Raw genomic sequence first — 22,015 nt, 5'->3', positions numbered from 1 at the left:
AGACACCATGATCCGCATCCCCGTCCTGGCCGCCCTGGCCCTTGCCCTGCCCTTGTCGGCCGCGCACGCCGCCTGGCCCGAGAAACCCGTCACCCTGATCGTCACCTATCCGCCCGGCGGCACGGTGGACACGGTGGCCCGCATCATCGGCCCCAGGCTGTCGGCCAGGCTCGGCCAGTCCGTCATCATCGACAACAAGGGCGGCGCAGGCGGCATGATAGGCGGTGCCGCGGCGGCCCGTTCCGCCCCCGATGGCTACACCTTCATGCTCGACGCCTCCAACCACGCGCAGAACCCGGCGCTGCAGAGCAAGATGAGCTTCGACACGCTCAAGGCCTTCGACGCCGTCTCGCTGCTGCTGCGCGTGCCCAACATGCTGGTGACCTCGCCGCAAGGCAAGATCGCCTCGGTGCAGGACCTGATCCGGAACGGCAAGTCCGCCAACCCCGCCCACTTCGCCTCGGCCGGTCCCGGCTCGGCGCAGCACCTGGCCGGCGAACTGTTCAACGTCATGGCCGGCACCTCGCTCGTCCATGTCGCCTACAAGGGCGGCGGCCCGGCCATGGTGGACGTGATGTCGGGCCAGGTGCCCATCATGTTCGCCAGCCTGGGGTCGGCGTGGACCCACATCCAGAACGGCAAGCTGCGCCCCATCGCGGTCGGCGGCGACAAGCGCTCGGCGGTGCTGCCGCAGATTCCCACCATCGCCGAATCCGGCGTGCCGGGTTTCTCGTCCTACGAATGGAACGCCGTGTTCGCGGCCGCAGGCACCCCCAAGGCCATCATCGACCAGATGTCGGCCGCGCTGGCCGACGTGCTCAAGGATCCGGAGGTCAAGGCCAAGCTCGAAGGCATCGGGGCCGAACTGGTGGGCTCCAGCCCGGCCGAGCTCGAGTCCTTCCGCCGCGCGGAAATCCAGAAGTGGCAGGACGTGGTCAAGAAGAGCGGCATCACCATCAACTGAGATCCGCGACCGCCGGCAAGATCAGTGCGACTTGCCGGTAATCGCAGCCATCAGGTCGTCCACATGCACCATCAGCCCGCGCACCTGGCGCAGCCGCGGGTACTGATCCAGCACCGCGGCCCAGCCTGGCGCATGCAGCAGCTCGTTCCAGACCTCTTCCAGCCCCCGCGGATCCGGGTCGCGCCCTTCTGCCAGCGCGCTGGCGAACGCCAGGCTGGCCGGCGCCGACAGAAGCTGCATGCGGCTGGCCGCACCCAGTAGGCGCGGTGTGGGTTCGGCGGGCGCATCGCAGCAATACAGCACCGAACGCGCCAGGCCCGCTTCGTCGGCGGACAGCTCGCGCAGCGATGAACCGCACAAACGCACCGCGCCTTCGCTGGCCTGGAACGAATAGGCCACGCCAGCCTCGGCCTGCGCAAGCACACGCACGCCGCGCTGCAGCCGCGGCAGGTCTGTCGTCGCAGCCTCGATGGAGGCCTTGGCTTCGACCAGCAGGCGGACGCTCCAGGCCGGTTCGCCATCCATATCCGGCACGCGCCGCAGCAGGACCACATCCCATTCGGTCTTGGCGCGTTCACGGCTGGCGCGTATCGATGAGGGCACCCGCATCGACGTCACCACCCGGTGCACCGCTCCGGCGCCCTCCTCCCGGTCCAGGCGTCCGGCCAACGCTCCGAGCGCCCGGGCGGCAGCCGCCTCGACGGCCTTGCCACGTTTCTGCGAAACGCCCCCTTGCGCGGCGGCCTCGGCGCTTCCCTGGCGCGGCCCATGGCCGTCCCAGAGCGCCTGGTAATGGCGCACGAGTTCGTCCGACGCCAAAGCATCGAGACGTTGCAGGCGGACTAGCGCGGGATGCTCCTGCAGCCTGGCCAGGCCGGCCTGGAGTGGCGTGTCGCTGGCGATGTCCGGCATGCCCAATAGGCGCGGCAGGCCCATGCGGAGATCGCGCCAGGACTCGCGAGAGGCGGCGGTGCGCCATTGCGCCAGGGCTTGCTGCACGGGTCCACCGGGCATGCGCTGCAATCGGGCAGGATGAGCCACGGCATCGACCGCCGCCCGGACCTGCCGGCGGTCCTGGCCGGCTCGCGCGTATAGCGAGGCATATTCGCGCACATGCGCATGCCGGTGTCTGAGCACCATGGCCTGGATGACCGGGTCGCCGCCCTCCGGATGCATCGCTTCGCCGATCAGGCGGGCAAGCGCCCCGGTGAAGACCCGCGTCAGGTCCGCGTCCGGCTCGCCCCCACCCGCGATCGCTTGGCGGGCCCGCTCGATGGCCAGCGCAAGCGTGGCGGACGGGTTGGCGGTGCGCGTGCCTGGAGGCAGACAAGCGTCCGTGGGCAGGCGATAGCGGCGAACCACGGCTTTCAGAAAATCGTCGAGCATCTGGCAGTCATGCCAATACGTTGGTATTTCGATTCGCGTTCAGCAACCGCTTCGGCACCCTACCATACAATTCCCGGGTGAACTCCGCCCCTTCGTCCAAGCCGCGCCGCGTGGCCGCCGCCGCGCGCGGCAAATCCGCCCCCGTCCGGTCCAGCGTCAAATCGGCGGACCGCGTCCTCGACCTGCTGGAGCTGCTGGCCAGCACCGGCCGCGCCATGACCCATGCCGAGATCTCGCGCCGGACCGGCGTCCCGAAAAGCAGCCTGAGCGCGCTGCTGCGCAATCTTGTCGAACGGGGCTACATCGAGCAATTGCAGGACACGCAGCAGTTCCAGCTGGGCGAAGGTGCCTACGCGCTCGCGCGCCGCGGCGCGCACAACCGCGACCTGCTTCGCGCCAGCGAACCCTGGCTGCAACGGCTCATGCGCGATACCGAGGAGTCGGCCGGCCTGAGCGTGCTGCGCAACGACATGGCCGAACGCATCGCCTCCGCGCAATCGCCGAACGCGGTGCTGTATTCGGTGCACGTGGGCGTCATGCAGCCGCTCTATGCCAGTTCGGCGGGCAAGGTGCTGCTTGCGTGGCTGCCGCCGGCCGAACGCGAAGCCTATCTCCAGCGCGTCAAGCTGCAACCGCGCACCGAGCAGACCATACGCTCCACGACCGTCCTGCGGCGGCAGTTGAACCAGATCCGGGAAGAAGGCGTGGCCTGGTCCTTCAGCGAGTTCACCGTCGGCATCGTGGGCCTGGCCGTACCCATCCTGGACGTACACGGCCGCGCGCTCGCGGCCTTGGGCCTTGCGCTTCCGGCCAGCCGGCTGGACGACACACGCAAGCGGAAGCTGGAGCTTGCCCTGCGCGCCGCCGCCGCGGAAATCGCCGCGGCCACGGATCGGTCCAGGCCCATCGAAACGAAAAGTGTTCACATATGAGAACACCGTCTGGCGGCAAGCGGCGCTGAGCGCAACACTGCACGGCATGACAGGAGGCACCCGCACAGGGCGCCCGGGAGACATGCATGCCGCAATCCGACACCATCCAGGAAACCCTGAACACGCCCGTCGCGGGCCGCTATGACGTCATCGTCGTCGGCGGCGGCGCCTCCGGCACCGTGGCCGCCATCGCCGCGGCGCGCACCGGCGCGCGCACGCTGCTGGTCGAGCGCGGAGGCTGCCTGGGCGGCGCCGCCACCGCCAATCTCGTGGCGCAATGGGTCGCCTTCTTCCACGGCGAAACGCGCGTGGTAGGCGGCATCCCGTTCGAGCTGGCCGAGCGCGTGCAGGCCGCCGGCGGCTCGGACGGCTTCCACCGCTACGTGATGGGCGAGGCAGCCGGCACGCCGTTCCCGCTGCGCGTGCTGCCCTTCAACCCCGAGACGGTCAAATGGGTGCTGGACGGCGCCGTCAGCGAAGCGGGCGCGGAGGTACTGCTGCACACGAGCTTCGCGCGCGCACTGGTACGGGACGGCGCCATCAGCGGTGTGACGGTCGAGTCCGTGCAGGGTCGCCTGGCCCTGCTCGCGCCGGTGGTGGTGGATGCCTCCGGCGATGCGCTGGTATGCGCCAGCGCGGGCGTCCCGTTCCAGGACGATGGCGGCGAGCGCCAGCCCTGCACCCTGTCCTTCCGCCTGTCGAACGTGGACGTGGCGCGCTTCCGGGCGGTGCCTTCCGACGAACGCCGTGCCCGGGTACTGGATGGCTTGCGGCGCGGCGAACTGTTCTGGGAAAGCCTGTCCTTCGTCAGCACGCCCGGCGGCACCGACGCCATCTGCCTGATGAGCCGCATCCAGGACATCGATGCGCTGGATGCCCGCGACGCCTCGCGCGCCGAGCAGGAAGGCCGCCGGCAGATCGCCAGCATCGTGGGATTCCTGCGGCGCGAGATCCCCGGCTTCGAGCACGCCATCCTGGCCGATGTCGCCGAGCGCGTGGGCGTGCGCGAGACGCGCCGCATCGAAGGGCGATACACGCTCAGCGAAGAAGACATCATGCAGGCGCGCGGCTTCGAGGACTCCATCGCCCTGGGCGCCGGCCCCATGGACCGCCACCAGCCGGGCGGCACCGGCATCCGCCTGTATGCGCCGCCCCAGCCCTTCGAGATACCGCTGCGCACGCTGCTGCCCGCAGGCGTGGAGGGCCTGCTGGTGTGCGGCCGCACCTTGAGCGCGACCCGCGAGGCCATGGCCGGCGCGCGCCACATGGCGACCTCCATGGCGATGGGGCAGGCGGTCGGCACGTTGGGCGCCATCGCCGCGGCCGGCAGCCGCCCTCCCTCGGACGTGCCGGTCTCGCAAGTGCAGCACCGCCTGGCGCAGGACTATGCGCTTTTCCGCCGCGAACAGGTCGTCCGCCAGAACCCGCCCGCCTGAGATTTCCCCGGAGACATCCATGAAAAAAACACGACAAGCCATCGCCTGCCTGGCGCTGCTGGCCACCGCCACCGCGGCGGCCGCCCAGGACTGGCCCAGCCGCGCCACCACGGTGATCAACCCCTTCAGCGCCGGCACGACCACCGATACCGTGGCGCGGGTCGTCGCCGAGGGCCTGCAGAAGAAGTACGGCACGCCCTTCATCGTCGACTCCCGGCCCGGCGCCGGCGGCATGATAGGCACCACGCTGGTCGCCCGCGCGCACCCGGACGGCAGCACTTTCGGCGTCAGCATCGCCGGCCCGCTGGTCCACAACCCCCTGCTCTACAAGCGCATGGCCTACGACCCGGCCAAGGACCTCACGCCCTTGACGCTGGGCGTGCACCAGCCCTGCCTGTTGATCGCATCCCGGGAACTGGGCGTCAAGACGCTGCCCGAGCTCATCGACGTCCTGAAAAAGAATCCCGGCAAATACAACTACTCGTACGTGGGCAACGGCTCGCTGGGCCACCTGGTCATGACGCTGCTCGCCAACAAGAGCGGCACGCAGATCGTTCCGGTGATGTACGCCGGCGCCGTGCAGGCCACCACCGCCGTGATGACCAACGAGGTGCAGATGGGCTGCCTGCCCGCACAGGCCACCATGGCCCAGGTGCGCGGCGACAAGGTAGTGCCGATCGCGGTCTCCACCGCCGAGCGCGCAGCGCTGCTGCCCGAGGTGCCGGCCTTGCGCGAGTTCTACCCGGACATCGTCGGCAGCGCCTGGATGGGGTTCGTCGCACCCGGCGGCATGCCCGCCGCGCTGGCCGGACGCATCAGCGCCGCGATCGGCGAGGTGCTGCGCCAGCCCCAGGTAGTCGAACTGCTGCGCCAGCAACTGATGGAGCCCGCGCCGGGCACGCCCGCGCAATTCAAGGCCTTCATGCAGGAAGAACTGGCGCGCTGGAAACCGGTGATCGTCGACAACAAGATCACCGCCGAATAGCGATAGGGAGAATGTGAGTTGAACAGCAGTAGCATCCAGCCCCTGGGCCGCACCGCCCGGGGCGTGCCGGTCATCGGGGAAGCGGACGTCGTCGTCATCGGCGCGGGGCCGGGCGGCTTCGCGGCGGCGCTGCGTGCGCGCCGCGAGGGTTGCAGCGTGATCATCGTCGAGAAATTCGACATGCCCGGCGGGGTCCATACCTCGGGGCTCCAGGGCGCCGCCAACATGGGCGTAGGCGGCATCCATACTGAGCTGATGGAGCGCTTCGCGGCGGCGGGCGCCATCTACACCGCCACCGAGAAGGAACTGCCCGACTGGGCCGGCAATGCGCTGTCCCACTACGACTACTACCTGGAACCAGGTTCGCCCTTCCGCCGCGCTTCCTTCAATCCGGATGCCGCCGGCAACATCATGCTGCGCATGCTGGACGAGGCCGGCGTGCACGCCATCTACGGCGCCGCCTTCGTGGACGTCGAGATGCAGCCCGACGGCGGGCAACGCCGCATTACCCACGCCATCATCGAAACCGTGCAAGGCCGCCAGGCGATCCAGGGCCGAATCTTCGTGGAAGGCAGCGGCACCGCCGAAGTCGTGGCGCGCGCCGGCGCCCCCTACGTGCGCGGCGGCGGACGCCAGCCCGAGACCGTGACCACGGACGCCCAGGCGCGCCCCATACCCGGCGGCCTGCTGTGGATCATGAGCGGCATCGATTTCGCGCGGACCGCCGCCTACCAGAAGCGCGAAAACGATCCGGCCCTGAGCAAGCTGATCAATGCGGCCCGCGCGGCCGGCGACATCCCGCCCGAACTCTATCGCCCCCGCCTGGCCGACCAGGGCGTCTACGGCGATCACTACATCGGCCATCCGACCGTCGACATGAGCCCCATCCAGGGCCCGGGCACCTTCATCCTGTGGCAGAACGTGCCCTACGAATGGGCGCTGCACATGGACGACGATGCCGAGCACGCCTCCCGCGCCAAGCGCGAACTGCGCCGGCTGATCGATGCCGAGGCCGCCTTCCTGCGCAAATACGCGCCGGGCTTCCAGGACGCCTTCATCTCCCATGTCGGCCGCTACGTGGGCGTGCGGGATGGCCGCCACCCCATCGGCGAATACGTCTTCTCCATCGACGACGCGCGCGAGCAAAGGCGCTTTCCCGACGCCGTGACGCGCCCCATGACCAAGACCTTCTTCTGGGACCGGTACGCCAGGTACAGCTTCGAGGTGCCCTACCGCTGCTTCCTGCCCAAGGAAGTCGACAACCTGCTGCTGACCGGCGCCTCGCTGTCCTTCACCTTCGAGACCATCTTCATGGTCATGCGCAATTTCCCCTGGTGCTGCCAGACCGGCGAAGTGGCCGGCCATGCCGCCGCGCGCGCCATCCGCGAAGGCGTGAGCCCCAAGCAGCTCCGCTGGACCGAGCCGCTGCCCTTCTGATCCGCAAGGAGACACGACATGAATGCTTCGGTCATTACCGAAACCCTGAACACGCCCGTACTCGACCATTACGACGTCATCGTCGCGGGCGGCGGCGCTTCCGGCCTGATCGCCGCGGTCGCGGCGGCCCGCGGCGGCGCCCGCGTGGCGCTGGTCGAACGCGCCGGCTGCCTGGGCGGTACCGCCACATCCGGCATGGTCGCCCAATACATCGGCCTCTTCAACAGCACCGTGCGCTGCGTGGGCGGCATAGGCTTCGAACTCACCCGGCGCATCGAGGCGGCCGGCGGCAGCGACGGCTTTCGCCGCTACACCCTGGCCGAGGCCAGCGCCAACCCCGTCACCATCATCAACTTCCCCTTCAACCCCGAGGTCGTCAAGATCGTGGCCGACGACATGGCGCGCGAAGCCGGCGTGGACGTGCTCCTGCACTCGCGCGTCGTCGGGCCGCTGATGGAAGACGGCCGCGTGGCCGGCCTGTTGCTGGAAAACGTCTCCGGCCGGCGCGCCCTGCGCTCGCGCATGCTGGTCGATGCCACCGGCGATGCCGTCATCGCCGCCGCGGCCGGCGTCCCGTACGTGGGCGAAGAGCCAGAACTGCGCGACAAGCGCCAGCCCCTGACCCTGGTGTTCCGCATGTCCAACGTGGACGTACGCGCCTTCCGCGCCATCCCGCGCGAACGCAAGCGCGCCATCGCCCTGGACGGCCTGCGGCGCGGCCAATTGGCCTGGGAAAGCCTGTCCTTCTGCAGCACGCCCGGCGACACCGACGCCATCTGCCTGATGAGCCGCATCCACGGCATCGACGCCCTGGACGGCGCGCAGCTGACCCGGGCCGAACAGATCGGGCGGCAGCAGATCAAGACCATCGTGCCCTTCCTGCGCGAAAACGTTCCGGGCTTCGAGAAATCCGTGCTCGCCGGCATCGCCGAACGCGTAGGCATACGCGAAACGCGCCGCATCGTCGGGCGACACACCCTGACGACCGAAGACATCGTCGGCGGCAAACGCTTTGCCGACGCCGTCGCCCTGGGCGCCGGACCCATGGACCTGCACGAAGCCGGCGGCACCGGCGTCGACCTGTGGATGCCGCCCGCGCCGTTCGAGATCCCCCTGGCCTGCCTGCTGCCCCAGTCCATCGAAGGCATCGTCGTGACCGGCCGGGCCATCTCCGCCACGCGCGAGGCCAACGGCGGTGCCCGCCACATGGGCACCGCCATGTGCCTGGGCCATGCCGCCGGCGCCTACGCCGCCCTCGCGGCCAGCGGCCAGGCCACGCTGGAAAACCCGGCCGTCGACACGCTGCGCCAGGTGCTGCGCAGCCAGGGCGCCTTGATCTCGGCCGACGAGGCGGTAGCTGCCGCCGATGAAAACGCGGTCCAGGCACGCCCCGCCTGAATCGATTGAAGAAGGAGACAACCATGCAGAACATCGTGCGACGCAAGATACTGGCCACGGCCTTGCTGACGGCCACCACGGCCGGCGGCGCCTTCCCCGCGCTGGCTGCGCAGGACTATCCCAGCAAGCCCATCCGGCTCATCGTGCCCTTCCCCGCCGGCGGCCCCTCGGACACCACCGCACGGTCCATCGCCGAAGGCCTGGGCAAGGAACTGGGACAACCCGTCGTCGTGGAAAACAAGCCCGGCGCGGGCGCCATCGTCGGCAGCGAATTCGTGCTGGGCCAACCCGCCGACGGCCACACCCTGCTGATGGCCAGCAACGTCATTTCCACCGGCAAGTGGCTCTACCCCTCCATGAACTTCGAACCCGTGCGCGACTTCCGCGCCGTGGTCGGCGTCTTCCGCAGCCCGCACCAGGTGGCCGTGGCGCCGGACTTTCCGGGCAAGGGCATCCAGGACCTGATCGCCCTGGCCAAGCGCGAAGGCGGACGGATGAACTACGGCTCGGGCGGTTCCGGCACCATGCCGCACCTGGGGGCGGAGCGGTTCAAGCAGGTTACCGGGGTGGAGATGCAACACATTCCCTACCGGGGTTCCGCACCGGCCAACGTCGCGCTGGTGGCGGGCGACGTGCCGGTGCATTTCGACATCGAGTTCTCGGTGCAGCCGCTGCTGAAGTCGGGGCGATTGCGGTCGCTGGGCGTGACGGCGTTGAAGCGGTCGCCTCAGTTTCCCGACGTTCCCACGCTGGATGAACAGGGGATCAAGGGGTTTGAGTTGTACTCATGGTTCGGCATCGTGGCGCGTACCGGCACCCCGGACAACATCGTCGCCAAACTGAATCAGGCCATCAACCAGGTGATGGAGACGCCGGAATTCAAGCAGCGGCTGGCGGCGCTGGGAGCCGAGAAGCTCGGCGGGCCGCCTGCCGCGTTCGAGAAGATGATCAAGGACGACTATCGGCTCTGGGGCGAGGTGATCCAGAAAGCCAATATCAAGATCGAGTAGGCGCACGGCATCAGGTATCGACGAAGCAGCGAGATGTCGCCATCATTCGCACCTGCTGCGTCGAATTGATCGACGGGGTGTGCAGCAGGCGCATGTCCATGAGAAAGACATCGCCTGCGCGCCCGGACATCTCGACGATCCCGATCCCCAGGTCGTCAAGCTGGCGCTCCAGATCCTCCGCCGTCCTCAATATCCGGCGCAACCGGGATGACGACACATCCGGCCGCGTATCGACACGATGGGAGCCCGCCAGTGCCAGCGTTCCCCCACCACCGCTGGCCACGTCGTCGAGCAGGAAGAATGCCTGTATCCCCGGCAAGCGGCCTGGCGGCTTCGCCGCCACGTCCACATGCCAGCTCAAACCTTGCAGCGTCCAGTCGCCTTGACGGGGCGGCGACAGCAGCAGTTCGACATCCTGGACCAGGTTCGGCGCTCGTCCGGCCAGTCGCGTCACCTCGGCCAGCAATTCCCGCGTAACCAGCGATTCATGCAGGCCGGGCAGCCTGACCAGCGAAGACAGCTTGCCGATCTGCTGGAAGACAGGCAGACCGCGCACCGAAGCAGGCATGCCCTTTCCCTCGGACACGCGTTTGAGTTCATCAAGCAGCTTCTGCCGGACCGCCATCATCCGCTTGCGCGGATGAAAGCCCTCCAACCGGACGTAGCCTTGATCGGCGAAGCAATCGGCTTGAGCAGTTTTCATTGGCAAGAATTCCTTGGAGGAACCGACGTCCGCATTCCCGCCACTCGATGCAGGTAAAGCGGCGTACCGCCCTGTGGCCATGCACTGTCTATTCGACTGCTTCGAGGATACACATGGCATCGCCCTCCGCCCAGACCGCTGGCCGCGCAACTGGCGTGGACCACACTAGCGATGGAGTGGCGGCGAAGCTTGAGGCAGATTTCGCGGATAAGCCTCCAGGCAGAGATCCAGCACTTCGGCACGAAACCAGCAATGAGCCGGATCGTGATCGAGGCGCGGATGCCAGATTGCCGAGATATTGAAAGCGGGTATGGGCACGGGCAGTTCGAAGCACTGTAAGCCATTGGCCGCCGCGTAATCCGGCACAAAGGAGTTGCCGACGCATGAATGCGGGACAACGGCCAGCAAGTCCGAATGACGAGCCAGCTGCATGGCGCTCGTATAAGACGGCACCACTATCCGCACCTTCCGCCGCCCATTCGGCGGTTCAACGGCTGCGTCAATCGAACTTTCCGCTTCGCCGGTACGTGAAGTCATCACATGGTCGTATGCGGCCCATTGTTCCACGCTGATGCTCCGTTCACTCAGAAGCGGATGGCCGATGCGGCACACGCCGACATAGCGATCGCGGAAGAGCAAACGCGTACGTACCTCGGGTGCCGAAGTTTTGACGATGCCGATCTCCAGATCAATCGCGCCTTCCCTTAGCGGTTGAGCATTCCAGTCCGGCTTGGGGGCGAAGCGAAGCTGCACACCGGGTGCCGTGCGGCGGATCCGGTCCATCAAAGCCGCGCCAAGCAGGTCGATAAAGCCTTCACCCACTCGCAGGGTGAAGCGTTGTTCCAGGGAGGCAATGTCGAACTGATGCTCGGTACGACTCAGTACCCCCTCTACTTCGCGGGTCAGCGCCGAGAGACGCTGGCTCAGCTGTTCTGCATATGGCGTGAGCACCAGCGTGCGCCCAGCCTGCAGCAACAGGCGATCGCCCGTAACCGCGCGCAGGCGAGTGAGCGTACGGCTCGTTGCAGAAACACTGAGCTTCAGTCGCCGGGCGGCCCCCGTGACGCTACGTTCACTCAGCAATGCATCCAGCGCGGGAAGGAGGTTGAGGTCGACGCGTGTCATGCGCCCAGCATAATCGAAAACCTTCCAGGTATGGCGTCTGGCGCAATCAAGAATTGCAGTCCAGGCGTCTGGTGCAAATTAGAGCCAGGTTCGACAATCCATGGCTTCAATAGTGCGAAAAGGAGAATCCCATGCCCCAAGCATCGGTTCACACCCCCACCGTCCTGCTCATCGGCGCCTCGCGCGGCCTCGGCCACGCCATGGCGGCCGAATTCCTGAAAAACGGCTGGCACGTCGTGGGCACAGTCCGCGCCGGTGGCGGCCGGACTCTCTTGCACGATTTGGCCGATGCGCATCCGGACCGGGTCGACATTGAAATGCTGGACATTACCCGACCCGAGCAGATCCGATCCTTACACGAGCGCCTGTCCGGCCGGATGTTCGACATTCTGTTTGTCAATGCCGGGACGACCAATCCTGACCCGACTCAGACCATCGGTGAGGTCTCGACGGAGGATTTCGTGAATCTCATGATCACCAATGCACTTAGCCCGATGCGGGTGGTCGAGCGCTTGTCCGACCTTGTCACGCCGGCCGGCCTGATCGGGGTCATGTCATCCGGACAAGGCAGTATCGCCGACAACGAATCCGGCCAGCGGGAGGTTTACCGTGGCAGCAAGGCAGCCTTGAACCAATTCATGCGCAGCTTTGCCGCGCGTCAAGCGCAAACGCCACGGGCCATGCTGCTGATCGCGCCGGGTTGGGTGCGCACCGACCTGGGAGGCCCTGAGGGGAGATTGTCGATCGAGGAAAGTGTTCCCGGGGTTGTGAACGTGCTTCTGACCAAACTGGGCCATCCCGGCCTCGAATACCTCGACTATTGTGGTCGAACCGTTCGGTGGTGATCATGGCCGACTCATCAAGGCACCCGTTCCCCTGGCTGCCGCAAAAAACAAAAAAGGCCACACAAAGTGCGGCCTTTTTTTCAAACTACGACACCCCTACTTCTTCCTGACCGGCGGCAAATCCGTACACACCCCTTCCGCCACCTCGGCCGCCATCCCGATCGACTCGCCCAGGGTCGGATGCGGATGGATGGTCTTCCCGATATCCACCATATCCGCCCCCATCTCGATCGCCAGGGCGACCTCGCCGATCATGTCGCCGGCATTCGTACCCACGATGCCGCCGCCCACGATCCGGTGCGTCTCTTCGTCGAACAGCAGCTTGGTGAACCCTTCGTCGCGCCCATTGGCGATGGCGCGGCCCGAAGCGGCCCAGGGGAACATGCCCTTGGTGATCTTGCGGCCCTGCTTCCTGGCTTCGTCCTCGGTCAGGCCCACCCACGCGACTTCCGGATCCGTGTAGGCCACGGAGGGGATGACGGTGGCGTCGAAGTGGCTCTTCTGGCCGGCCGCGGCTTCCGCCGCCACGTGGCCCTCATGCACGGCCTTGTGGGCCAGCATGGGCTGGCCGACGATGTCGCCGATGGCGTAGATGTGCGGCACGTTGGTGCGCATCTGGGAATCCACCGGAATGAATCCGCGGTCGCCCACCTGCACGCCGGCCTTGTCGGCGCCGATCTTCTTGCCGTTGGGGCTGCGGCCGACGGCCTGCAGGACGAGGTCGTAGCGCTGGGGCTCCTTGGGGGCCTTCTCGCCCTCGAAGGTGACCCAGATGCCATCGGCCTTGGCCTCGATGCCCACCGTCTTGGTCTTCAACATGATGTTGTCGAAGCGGTGTTCGTTCATCTTCTGCCAGACCTTGACCAGGTCGCGGTCGGCGCCCTGCATCAGGCCGTCCAGCATTTCGACGACGTCGAGCCTGGCGCCCAGGGTCGAGTACACCGTGCCCATTTCGAGGCCGATGATGCCGCCGCCGATGATGAGCATCTTCTTGGGCACGCGCTTCAAAAGCAGTGCGCCGGTGGAGTCGACGATGCGTTCGTCTTCCGGGGCAAAGGGCAGTTTCACGGACTGGCTGCCGGCGGCGATGATGGCGCTGGCGAACTGGATGACCTGCTTGCCGTCCTTGCCATGCACTTCGATGTGGTTGGGGCCGACGAAGGCGCCGACGCCAGTCACCACGGTGACCTTGCGGGCCTTGGCCATGCCCGCCAGGCCGCCGGTCAGCTTGCCGACGACGCCGTCCTTGAACTTGCGCAACTTGTCCAGGTCGATTTCGGGCTTGCCGAAGGTGATGCCGTGCTCGGCCATCTTGGCGGCTTCCTCGACCACGGCCGCGGTATGCAGCAGGGCCTTGGAGGGAATGCAGCCGACGTTCAGGCAGACCCCGCCCAGGGTCGAATAGCGTTCGACCAGGGCCACTTTCAGGCCCAGGTCGGCGGCGCGGAAGGCGGCGGAGTAGCCGCCGGGGCCGGCGCCCAGGACCACGACGTCGAAGCTCTGGTCGGCCTTGCCGCCGAAGCTGGCGGCGGCGGGCAGCGGGACGGGGTCGGGATCCGGCTTGTCGGAGGTCGGTTCGCCCAGTTCGTGCATGGCGGCGGGCGCCACTTCGACCTTGGGGAAACCGGTACGCGACTTGCCGTCCGCGGCCGGGGCCGGGCTGGCCGCGGCGGCGCCTTCGGCCGCGTCGACCTCGACGAGCACCGAGCCTTCGCTGACCTTGTCGCCGACCTTGACCTTGATGGCCTTGACCACCCCGCCCTGCGCGGCGGGGATTTCCATGGAGGACTTGTCGGATTCGACGGTGATCAGGCTTTGCTCGGCCTTGATGGTGTCGCCCACGGCCACCAGGATCTCGATGACTTCGACGTCCTTGAAGTCGCCGATGTCGGGTACCTTGAGTTCTATCGCCATCTCGGGCTCCTTACAGCAGGATGCGGCGGTAGTCCGCCAGCACCGAGGCCAGGTAGGCGTTGAAGCGGGCGCCGGCGGCGCCGTCGATGACGCGGTGGTCGTACGACAGCGACATGGGCAGCGTCAGTTGCGGCACGAACTGCTTGCCGTCCCAGACGGGCTTCATGGTGGAACGGCTGACGCCCAGGATGGCCACTTCGGGCGCGTTGATGATGGGCGTGAAGCTGGTGCCGCCGATGCCGCCCAGCGACGAGATCGAGAAGCAGCCGCCCTGCATTTCCGAGGGCGAGAGCTTGCCGTCGCGCGCCTTCTTGGCCAGTTCGGAGGTTTCCTTGGCCAGCTCCAGGACGCCCTTCTTGTCGGCGTCGCGGATGACCGGCACCACCAGCCCGTTGGGCGTGTCGGCGGCGAAACCGATGTGGAAGTACTTCTTCAGGATCAGGTTGTCGCCTTCCAGCGAGGCGTTGAACTCGGGGAATTTCTTCAGCGCCGAGACGACGGCCTTGATCAGGAACGCGAGCATCGTGACCTTGACGCCGGATTTCTCGTTTTCCTTGTTGAGCTGGACGCGGAAGGCTTCCAGGTCGGTGATGTCCGCATCCTCGTTGTTGGTGACGTGGGGGATCATCACCCAGTTGCGGTGCAGGTTGGCGCCGGAGATCTTCTTGATGCGCGACAGCGGCTTGGCCTCGACTTCGCCGAACTTGGCGAAATCGACCTTGGGCCAGGCCAGCACTTCCAGGCCGGAGCCCGAGCCGCCGGCGGCCGCGGGCGCTGCGGCGGCGCCGCCCGCCAGGGCCTTCTTGACGAAGTTGCGCACGTCGTCGGGCGTGATGCGGCCCTTGGGACCGGTGGCGGACACCTTGGAAAGGTCCACGCCCAGTTCGCGCGCGAACTTGCGCACGGACGGCGAGGCATGGGCCTTGGAAGGCGCGTGTTCGACGGCGGAGTCGGCCGGCACGGGCGGCTGCTTGGCCGCGGGCGCGGCAGCCGGCGCGGCGGACGCCGGCGCCTCGGCCCTGGCGGCGGGAGCCGGCGCGCTCTCGGCCTTGGCGGCCGGCGCGGCAGCGGCGGCGGCACCGGTCTTGACCTTCACCAGTTGGCTACCCTTGGATACCTTGTCGCCGACCTTGACCAGCACCTCGGTGACTTCGCCTGCGACCGAGGTCGGGATTTCCATGGAGGACTTGTCGGACTCGACGGTGACCAGGCTTTGCTCGGCCGAGACCTTGTCGCCGGCCTTGACCAGCAGTTCGATGACTTCGACGTCCTTGAAGTCGCCGATGTCGGGCACGACCACGGTTTCCTCGCCACCGCCCTGGGCGGGCGCGGCGGCCGGCGCGGCCTGCGGCGCGGCTTCCTGCTTGGCGGCGGGCACGGCGGCGGGCGCTTCGGCCTTGGCAGGCGCCGCTTCCCGCTGGGGCGCCTCGGCGCCGCCGGCGGCTTCGATCTCGACCAGCGGCGTACCTTCGCTGACCTTGTCGCCGACCTTGACCTTGATGGCCTTGACCACCCCGCCGGCGGCGGCCGGGATTTCCATGGACGACTTGTCGGACTCGACCGTGACCAGGCTTTGCTCGGCCTTGATGGTGTCGCCCACCGAGACCAGGATCTCGATCACTTCGACTTCGCTGAAATCACCGATGTCGGGGACTTTCAGCTCGCTCACATTACTCATTCTGTAGTCTCCAGAAAGCCGGACCCCACCGGCGCCCCCGCCGCAGGCAGGCGCGCGCCGGCCGGGCGGGCAAGACAGGGGCAGTCCCTATCTTACCCATCCCGGCCATCGATCACGCGTGTTGAGGGTTGGCTTTCTCGGGGTTGATGCCGTACTTCTTGATGGCCTCGGCCACCTTCTTCACCGGGATCTTGCCTTCGTCGGCCAGCGCCTTCAGGGCGGACAGCGTGACGAAGTGGCGATCCACCTCGAAGTGTTCGCGCAGCTTGGCGCGGAAGTCGGAACGGCCGAACCCGTCGGTGCCCAGCACGTTGTAGGTGCGGCCCCTGGGGATGAACGGACGGATCTGGTCGGCGAAGGACTTCATGTAGTCGGTCGAGGCGACGATGGGACCTTCGGTCTTTTCCAGCACTTCGGTCACGTAGGCGACCTGGGCCTTCTTCTCGGTCGGATGCAGCAGGTTGTGGCGATCGGCGTCCAGGCCGTTGCGGCGCAGCTCGGTGAAGCTGGTCACGCTCCAGACGTCGGCGGCAACGCCCCAGTCCTTCTCGAGCAGTTCCTGGGCGGCGATGACTTCGCGCAGGATGGTGCCCGAACCCAGCAGCTGGACGCGATGCTCGGCCTTGGCCTCGCTCTTCTTCAACTGGTACATGCCGCGGATGATGCCCTCTTCGTCGCCGGCCTTCAGGCCCGGCTGGGCATAGTTCTCGTTCATGACCGTGATGTAGTAGAAGACGTTTTCCTGGTCTTCCACCATGCGCTTGAGGCCGTTCTGGATGATGACCGCCAGTTCGTGCGCGAAGGTCGGGTCGTACGACACGCAGTTGGGGATGGTGGCCGACATCAGGTGGCTGTGGCCGTCCTCGTGCTGCAGGCCTTCGCCGTTGAGCGTCGTGCGGCCGGCGGTGCCGCCCAGCATGAAGCCGCGGGCCTGCATGTCGCCGGCGGCCCAGGCCAGGTCGCCGATGCGCTGGAAGCCGAACATCGAGTAATAGATGTAGAACGGCACCATGATACGGTTGTTCGACGAGTAGGACGTCGCCGCGGCGATCCACGAGCTCATCGCGCCCGCTTCGTTGATGCCCTCTTCCAGGATCTGGCCGTCTTCCGCCTCGCGGTAGTACATGACCTGCGCCTTGTCCACGGGCACGTACTTCTGGCCTTCGTGGGCGTAGATGCCGATCTGGCGGAACATGCCTTCCATGCCGAAGGTGCGCGATTCGTCGGGCACGATGGGCACGACGCGCGGGCCGAGCGTCTTGTCGCGCAGCAGTTGCGTCAGGATGCGCACGAAGGCTTGCGTGGTCGATATCTCGCGGCCCTCGGCGGTGGGATCGAGCACGGCCTGGAAGGTCGACAGCGCCGGCGCGGGCAGGTGCTCGTCGGCCTTCTGGCGGCGGTGCGGCAGGTAGCCGCCCAGGGCCTGGCGGCGCTCGTGCAGGTACTTCATTTCCGGCGATTCGTCGGACGGCTTGAAGTACGGCAGTTCGCCCAGCTTGTCGTCCGGCACCGGGATGTTGAAGCGGTCGCGGTAGGCGCGGATGATGTCGTCGTCCAGCTTCTTCTGCTGGTGCGCGGGGTTGCGCGACTCGCCGGCGGCGCCCATGCCGTAGCCCTTGATGGTCTTGGCCAGGATGACGGTCGGGCGGCCCTGGCTGTTCTGCGCGGCGTCGAACGCGGCGTAGACCTTGTGCGGGTCATGGCCGCCGCGGTTCAGGCGCCAGATGTCCTCGTCGCTCATGCGGCTGACCATCTCCAGCAGCTTGGGGTGCTTGCCGAAGAAGTTCTCGCGCACGAACGCGCCGTCGTTGGCCTTGTAGGCCTGGTATTCGCCGTCGACGGTCTCTTCCATGATCTGGCGCAGGATGCCTTCCTTGTCGCGCGCCAGCAGCGGATCCCAGTAGCCGCCCCAGATCAGCTTGATGACGTTCCAGCCGCTGCCGCGGAATTCGCCTTCCAGTTCCTGGATGATCTTGCCGTTGCCGCGCACCGGGCCGTCCAGGCGCTGCAGGTTGCAGTTGATCACGAACACCAGGTTGTCCAGCTTTTCGCGCGAGGCCAGGCTGATGGCGCCCAGCGACTCGGGCTCGTCCATTTCGCCGTCGCCGCAGAACACCCAGACCTTGCGGTTGCTGGTGTCGGCGATGCCGCGGGCGTGCAGGTATTTCAGGAAACGGGCCTGGTAGATGGCCATCAGGGGGCCCAGGCCCATCGAGACGGTCGGGAACTGCCAGAAGTCGGGCATCAGCTTCGGATGCGGGTAGGACGACAGGCCCTTGCCGTCGACTTCCTGGCGGAAATGGTTGAGCTGGTCTTCCGACAGGCGGCCTTCCAGGAAGGCGCGGGCGTACACGCCGGGCGAGGAATGGCCCTGGAAGTAGACCAGGTCGCCGCCGCGGTTTTCGGTCTCGGCGTGCCAGAAGTGGTTCTGGCCGGTCTCGATCATGGTCGCCAGCGAGGCGAACGAGGCGATGTGGCCGCCCAGGTCGCCGCCATCGGGCGGATGCAGCCGGTTGGCCTTGACCACCATGGCCATCGCGTTCCAGCGGATGTACGAGCGGATGCGGTTTTCCAGGTCCAGCTTGCCCGGGTGCGCCGGCTCCATGTGCGGCGGGATGGTGTTGACGTAGGCGGTGTTCGGCGAGAACGGGATGTAGGCGCCGGAACGGCGGGCCAGGTCGATCAGGCGTTCCAGCAGGTAATGCGCGCGCTCAGGGCCTTCGCGATCCAGGACCGCTTCCAGGGCTTCGAGCCATTCTTGGGTTTCCAGGGTATCTTCGTCGTTGGCGGCGGTTATACCGGCCCCGACCTGAGGAAGAGCGGACATGCCTGTCTCCTGAGTCTCTGTGACATCCGGACGGCTCGTAGCCATCCGAGGGTTAAGTCGCTGTTGGCGGCCTTCGCCTATGTAAAACTAGGGCCCTCGCAACTCCGGCGCGATTCTAGAAGGCAGGAAGCCTTCCATGCAATAAAAATTTCGCTTTACGATATCATTTACCACAATGTGAAATCTAACACGAAACCCGGATAAAAGCATTCTGCGCTGCAATAAAACAGCGGGCCTCCGAACGCACCACACTGTGCGTAAACTTTCTTCATGTCTACCGTTCATCCTTCCAATATTCCCGCCCCGTTCAAGGATCTGGGGCGCCTGCGCCGGCGCAGCTGGTATTGGCTGACGCCCGCCATCGCGCTGGGGCTGTTCGTCTGCGTCATGGGCTCGATCCTGTGGTGGCTGGATGCCCGCGACGACGCCCAGCGCTACGGCACGCTGGTGCGGGACGTCGACTGGGCGCAGCAATCGATGCGCCTGCGCATGCTGGCGGCGCGCGACCGCATGGGCGCGCTGGGACGCGACCTGGTGCGCACCAGCATGACCGAGGGCCGCTTCCTGGACGATGCCCGGGAACTGCAGGTCGAGCATCCCGAGATCATCCACGTGGCCTGGATCAACGCCGACCGCAAGGCGGTCTGGGTCTCGACGCCGGACCGGCGCGCGGGCCAGACCTTCCGCATGAGCGCCCCCGGCGCGGCCGAGCCGGAGGCCTTCCGCGCCTTCGAGATCGCCCGCGACGAGCACCGGCCGGCGTATTCCCGCCCCTACCGGGGGCAGTACAACGAGGTCTACCTGGACCTGTACGTGCCGGTGTTCCAGGACGAACGCTTCCTGGGCACGCTGGCCACGGTGTATTCGGTGGACGCCATCCTGCAGCACCTGATCCCGCAGGAGACCCAGCGCAAGTACAAGGTTTCCATCCTGGACGGCAACGAGATGCCGCTGGTGTCCTCGTCGTCGCGCGCGGACAAGGGCGCCATCAACGCCTACGAAGTGCCGCTGGACCCGCCGGGCAACGGCATGATGCTGAGCGCGCGCGGCTACCGCACGCAAACCGACACCTCGCAGACCATGCTGGTCTGGGTCGTGGTGTCGCTGTCGGCGGTCATCATATGGAGCCTGTTCGCGCTGTGGCGCCACACGCGCTTCCGTTCCCAGGCCGAACAGGCCCTGATCGCCGAGACCGCCTTCCGCCGCGCCATGGAGAACTCCATGCTGACCGGCATGCGGGTGCTGGACATGGAAGGCCGCATTACCTATGTGAACCCGGCCTTCTGCCGGATGATGGGCTGGGACGAGGCCGACCTGCTGGGCCGGCCGCCGCCCTACCCCTACTGGCCCCAGGGCGACCATGCCGCCCAGTGGCGCAACACCGAGATGCTGCTGTCGGGCAACGCCCCCAGCAGCGGCTTCGAGATGGAGGCGCAGCGGCGCGACGGCTCGATCTTCTTCGCGCGGATGTACGTGTCGCCGCTGCTGGACCAGCGTGGCGTGCAGACCGGGTGGATGACGTCCATGACCGACATCACCGAGCCCAAGCGCATCCGCGAGGCCCTCGCCGCCGCCCACGAACGCTTCATGACCGTGCTCGAGGGCCTGGACGACGCCATCTCGGTCACGGCCGAGACCCCCAAGGGCTCGGAACTGCTGTTCGCCAACAAGACCTACCGCCGCGTGCTGGGTTCGCAGCCCACCGGGCACGACGAACTGTCCGCCGGCCGGCGCGGCCGTTTCACCGATGAAGCAATCGAAGTGTATTCCTCGTCCACGCACCGCTGGTTCGAGGTGCGCCATCGCATGCTGCAATGGGTGGACGGACGCCGGGTGCGCATGCAGGTGGCGCGCGACATCACCGAGCGCCGGGCCTCCGAGGAAGCGTCCCGCGCCCAGCAGGAGAAGATCCAGCTCACCAGCCGCCTGATCACCATGGGCGAAATGGCCTCGTCGCTGGCGCACGAGCTGAACCAGCCGCTGACGGCCATCAACAACTACAGCATGGGCGTGGTGGCGCTGGTACGCGCCGGCGATACCGATCCGGCCAAATTGCTGCCGGCCCTGGAAAAAACCACCGCACAGGCCCAGCGTGCAGGTATGATCATCCGCCGCATACGCGAATTCGTGAAGCGGAGCGAGCCCAAGCGCCAGCGGGTCAGCCTGCCCACGATCGTGGATAATGCGGTCGGTTTTGCCGGGATCGAGTCCCGGACCCGGCGGATCGATATCATTCAAAAAATACCCGAACAGTTGCCGGACGTTCTTGCCGATCCTATCCTGATCGAACAGGTGGTCCTGAATCTGATGAAAAACGGCCTGGAGGCCATGCAGGATTCAGAGGGGCGGGAACTGCTGGTGGAAGCGAACGTGCGCGACGACATGGTTGAAGTGGCAGTCACCGATACCGGCCATGGGCTGGCCGACCCCGAACGGCTGTTCGAGCCTTTCTACAGCACCAAGTCGGAAGGCATGGGCATGGGCCTGAACATCTGCCGCACGATCATCGAGTTCCACCACGGCCGGCTGTGGGCCGAAGCCAATCCCGCCGGAGGCACGATCTTCAAGTTCACGCTTCCGTGGGTACGTCCGATCCTGCCGACCGGACCCGCCCCCGAACTGGAATCCGCACCCAAGGAGCTTACCTGATGAGCAATACGCCCCAATCCAGCACGGTCTTCATAGTCGACGACGACGAAGCCGTGCGAGATTCTCTCCGATGGCTGCTCGAAGCCAACGGTTACCGGGTACGGGCCTACGAGAGTTCGGAACGCTTCCTGGCCGAGTACGACCCCGAGGTGATCGGCGTGCTGATCGCCGACGTCCGGATGCCGGGCATGACCGGGCTCGAGCTCCAGGAACAACTGCTCGCCCGCAAGTCCACCCTGCCCATCGTCTTCGTCACCGGCCACGGCGACGTGCCCATGGCGGTCTCCACCATGAAGAAAGGCGCGGTGGATTTCCTGGAAAAACCCTTCAACGAAGCGGACCTGCGCCAGATCATCGCCAACATGCTGGAGCAGGCCCATTCCCGCGCGGCCGACGAAGCCACCCGGCGCGGCCACGAGGCCCTGCTGGCCCGGCTGACCGTGCGCGAACAGCAGGTCCTGGAACGCATCGTGGCCGGCCGCCTGAACAAGCAGATCGCCGACGACCTGGGCATCAGCATCAAGACCGTCGAGGCGCATCGCGCCAACATCATGGAAAAGCTGCAGGTCACGACCGTGGCCGACCTGATGAAGGTGGCCCTGCACCATCGGCCGCAGGGATAATCCCCCTACGCGCTTACGCGTGCCCGGAATGGTGGGGGCCCCCAGCCGCTACGCGGCAGCCCCCCAAGGGGGCCGGGTCCCGCAGGGCGATGCGGGTGGACCG

16 protein-coding genes are annotated in these 22,015 nt (G+C 66.8%); 10 read left to right on the top strand and 6 right to left on the bottom strand.

The features are described from left to right. Positions 1-7 precede the first annotated feature (7 nt). Positions 8-964, top strand: a complete 957-nt coding sequence (locus R4823_RS11540) for a tripartite tricarboxylate transporter substrate binding protein (RefSeq protein ID WP_338618716.1) — start codon at positions 8-10, stop codon at positions 962-964. A gap of 21 nt (positions 965-985) precedes the next feature. On the opposite strand, the gene R4823_RS11535 is transcribed toward R4823_RS11540, so the two are convergent. Beyond that, entirely contained in the window at positions 986-2,350 is a 1,365-nt protein-coding gene (locus R4823_RS11535) for a 3-deoxy-D-arabino-heptulosonate 7-phosphate synthase (protein WP_338618715.1), read from the bottom strand. Positions 2,351-2,427: 77 nt separating this feature from the next. Between R4823_RS11535 and R4823_RS11530 the strand changes: the two genes are divergently transcribed. The 6 genes from R4823_RS11530 to R4823_RS11505 all read left to right on the top strand — a co-directional run bounded on the left by R4823_RS11530 (position 2,428) and on the right by R4823_RS11505 (position 9,548). Continuing rightward, positions 2,428-3,282: an IclR family transcriptional regulator gene (locus R4823_RS11530; RefSeq protein ID WP_279820650.1), complete on the top strand. Its 855-nt coding sequence runs from the start codon at positions 2,428-2,430 to the stop codon at positions 3,280-3,282. A gap of 86 nt (positions 3,283-3,368) precedes the next feature. After that, complete coding sequence (locus R4823_RS11525) at positions 3,369-4,718, top strand: FAD-dependent oxidoreductase (protein WP_338618714.1); 1,350 nt, start codon at positions 3,369-3,371, stop codon at positions 4,716-4,718. A gap of 19 nt (positions 4,719-4,737) precedes the next feature. After that, positions 4,738-5,703: a tripartite tricarboxylate transporter substrate binding protein gene (locus R4823_RS11520; RefSeq protein WP_176400840.1), complete on the top strand. Its 966-nt coding sequence runs from the start codon at positions 4,738-4,740 to the stop codon at positions 5,701-5,703. An 18-nt stretch (positions 5,704-5,721) separates the two neighbouring features. Next, positions 5,722-7,140, top strand: a complete 1,419-nt coding sequence (locus tag R4823_RS11515) for an FAD-dependent oxidoreductase (RefSeq protein WP_338618712.1) — start codon at positions 5,722-5,724, stop codon at positions 7,138-7,140. A gap of 18 nt (positions 7,141-7,158) precedes the next feature. Further along, positions 7,159-8,538 carry an FAD-dependent oxidoreductase gene (locus tag R4823_RS11510; RefSeq protein WP_087841159.1) on the top strand — a complete coding sequence of 460 codons (1,380 nt, stop codon included), beginning with the start codon at positions 7,159-7,161 and terminating at the stop codon, positions 8,536-8,538. Positions 8,539-8,561: 23 nt separating this feature from the next. Then, positions 8,562-9,548, top strand: a complete 987-nt coding sequence (locus R4823_RS11505) for a tripartite tricarboxylate transporter substrate binding protein (protein WP_279820660.1) — start codon at positions 8,562-8,564, stop codon at positions 9,546-9,548. Between the two features lie 10 nt (positions 9,549-9,558). On the opposite strand, the gene R4823_RS11500 is transcribed toward R4823_RS11505, so the two are convergent. Both R4823_RS11500 and R4823_RS11495 read right to left on the bottom strand, forming a co-directional pair. Then, positions 9,559-10,251, bottom strand: coding sequence for a phytanoyl-CoA dioxygenase family protein (locus R4823_RS11500; protein WP_087841157.1), 693 nt, complete (start codon positions 10,249-10,251; stop codon positions 9,559-9,561). Positions 10,252-10,416: 165 nt separating this feature from the next. Next, on the bottom strand, positions 10,417-11,376 hold the full coding sequence (locus R4823_RS11495; RefSeq protein ID WP_087841156.1) for a LysR family transcriptional regulator: 960 nt from the start codon (positions 11,374-11,376) through the stop codon (positions 10,417-10,419). A 131-nt stretch (positions 11,377-11,507) separates the two neighbouring features. Between R4823_RS11495 and R4823_RS11490 the strand changes: the two genes are divergently transcribed. After that, positions 11,508-12,221, top strand: coding sequence for an SDR family NAD(P)-dependent oxidoreductase (locus R4823_RS11490; RefSeq protein WP_338618709.1), 714 nt, complete (start codon positions 11,508-11,510; stop codon positions 12,219-12,221). 96 nt (positions 12,222-12,317) lie between these two features. Here R4823_RS11490 and lpdA read toward each other — a convergent pair whose 3' ends face one another. The 3 genes from lpdA to aceE all read right to left on the bottom strand — a co-directional run bounded on the left by lpdA (position 12,318) and on the right by aceE (position 18,640). Further along, positions 12,318-14,135 (bottom strand): dihydrolipoyl dehydrogenase, encoded by a 1,818-nt coding sequence (gene lpdA / locus R4823_RS11485; protein WP_338618707.1) that lies wholly within the window; start codon positions 14,133-14,135, stop codon positions 12,318-12,320. Positions 14,136-14,145: 10 nt separating this feature from the next. Further along, a complete protein-coding gene (gene aceF, locus R4823_RS11480; RefSeq protein WP_338618705.1) occupies positions 14,146-15,813 on the bottom strand; it encodes a dihydrolipoyllysine-residue acetyltransferase in 1,668 nt (555 codons plus the stop codon). A gap of 112 nt (positions 15,814-15,925) precedes the next feature. Continuing rightward, a complete protein-coding gene (gene aceE, locus R4823_RS11475) occupies positions 15,926-18,640 on the bottom strand; it encodes a pyruvate dehydrogenase (acetyl-transferring), homodimeric type (protein WP_087839518.1) in 2,715 nt (904 codons plus the stop codon). A gap of 270 nt (positions 18,641-18,910) precedes the next feature. Here aceE and R4823_RS11470 point away from each other — a divergent pair, with 270 nt between their 5' ends. Together R4823_RS11470 and R4823_RS11465 are read left to right on the top strand one after the other, a co-directional pair. Continuing rightward, positions 18,911-21,289: a PAS domain S-box protein gene (locus R4823_RS11470; protein ID WP_132980343.1), complete on the top strand. Its 2,379-nt coding sequence runs from the start codon at positions 18,911-18,913 to the stop codon at positions 21,287-21,289. After that, positions 21,289-21,912, top strand: a complete 624-nt coding sequence (locus R4823_RS11465; RefSeq protein ID WP_087839517.1) for a response regulator transcription factor — start codon at positions 21,289-21,291, stop codon at positions 21,910-21,912. The genes R4823_RS11470 and R4823_RS11465 overlap by 1 nt, the downstream gene beginning before the upstream one ends. Positions 21,913-22,015 lie beyond the last annotated feature (103 nt).

It is taken from the genome of Pigmentiphaga sp. CHJ604, from assembly GCF_036972535.1.
Taxonomy (GTDB): domain Bacteria; phylum Pseudomonadota; class Gammaproteobacteria; order Burkholderiales; family Burkholderiaceae_B; genus Pigmentiphaga; species Pigmentiphaga daeguensis.
This window is presented reverse-complemented; position numbering and strand designations above follow the sequence as displayed.

Excerpts from the sequence above, each read along its gene's own strand:
- R4823_RS11525 (WP_338618714.1), top strand. The coding sequence starts at position 3,369 with ATGCCGCAATCCGACACCATCCAGGAAACCCTGAACACGCCCGTCGCG.
- aceE (WP_087839518.1), bottom strand. The coding sequence starts at position 18,640 with ATGTCCGCTCTTCCTCAGGTCGGGGCCGGTATAACCGCCGCCAACGAC.
- lpdA (WP_338618707.1), bottom strand. The coding sequence starts at position 14,135 with ATGGCGATAGAACTCAAGGTACCCGACATCGGCGACTTCAAGGACGTC.
- R4823_RS11505 (WP_279820660.1), top strand. The coding sequence starts at position 8,562 with ATGCAGAACATCGTGCGACGCAAGATACTGGCCACGGCCTTGCTGACG.
- R4823_RS11520 (WP_176400840.1), top strand. The coding sequence starts at position 4,738 with ATGAAAAAAACACGACAAGCCATCGCCTGCCTGGCGCTGCTGGCCACC.
- R4823_RS11495 (WP_087841156.1), bottom strand. The coding sequence starts at position 11,376 with ATGACACGCGTCGACCTCAACCTCCTTCCCGCGCTGGATGCATTGCTG.
- R4823_RS11500 (WP_087841157.1), bottom strand. The coding sequence starts at position 10,251 with ATGAAAACTGCTCAAGCCGATTGCTTCGCCGATCAAGGCTACGTCCGG.
- R4823_RS11465 (WP_087839517.1), top strand. The coding sequence starts at position 21,289 with ATGAGCAATACGCCCCAATCCAGCACGGTCTTCATAGTCGACGACGAC.
- R4823_RS11535 (WP_338618715.1), bottom strand. The coding sequence starts at position 2,350 with ATGCTCGACGATTTTCTGAAAGCCGTGGTTCGCCGCTATCGCCTGCCC.
- R4823_RS11510 (WP_087841159.1), top strand. The coding sequence starts at position 7,159 with ATGAATGCTTCGGTCATTACCGAAACCCTGAACACGCCCGTACTCGAC.
- aceF (WP_338618705.1), bottom strand. The coding sequence starts at position 15,813 with ATGAGTAATGTGAGCGAGCTGAAAGTCCCCGACATCGGTGATTTCAGC.
- R4823_RS11490 (WP_338618709.1), top strand. The coding sequence starts at position 11,508 with ATGCCCCAAGCATCGGTTCACACCCCCACCGTCCTGCTCATCGGCGCC.
- R4823_RS11470 (WP_132980343.1), top strand. The coding sequence starts at position 18,911 with ATGTCTACCGTTCATCCTTCCAATATTCCCGCCCCGTTCAAGGATCTG.
- R4823_RS11540 (WP_338618716.1), top strand. The coding sequence starts at position 8 with ATGATCCGCATCCCCGTCCTGGCCGCCCTGGCCCTTGCCCTGCCCTTG.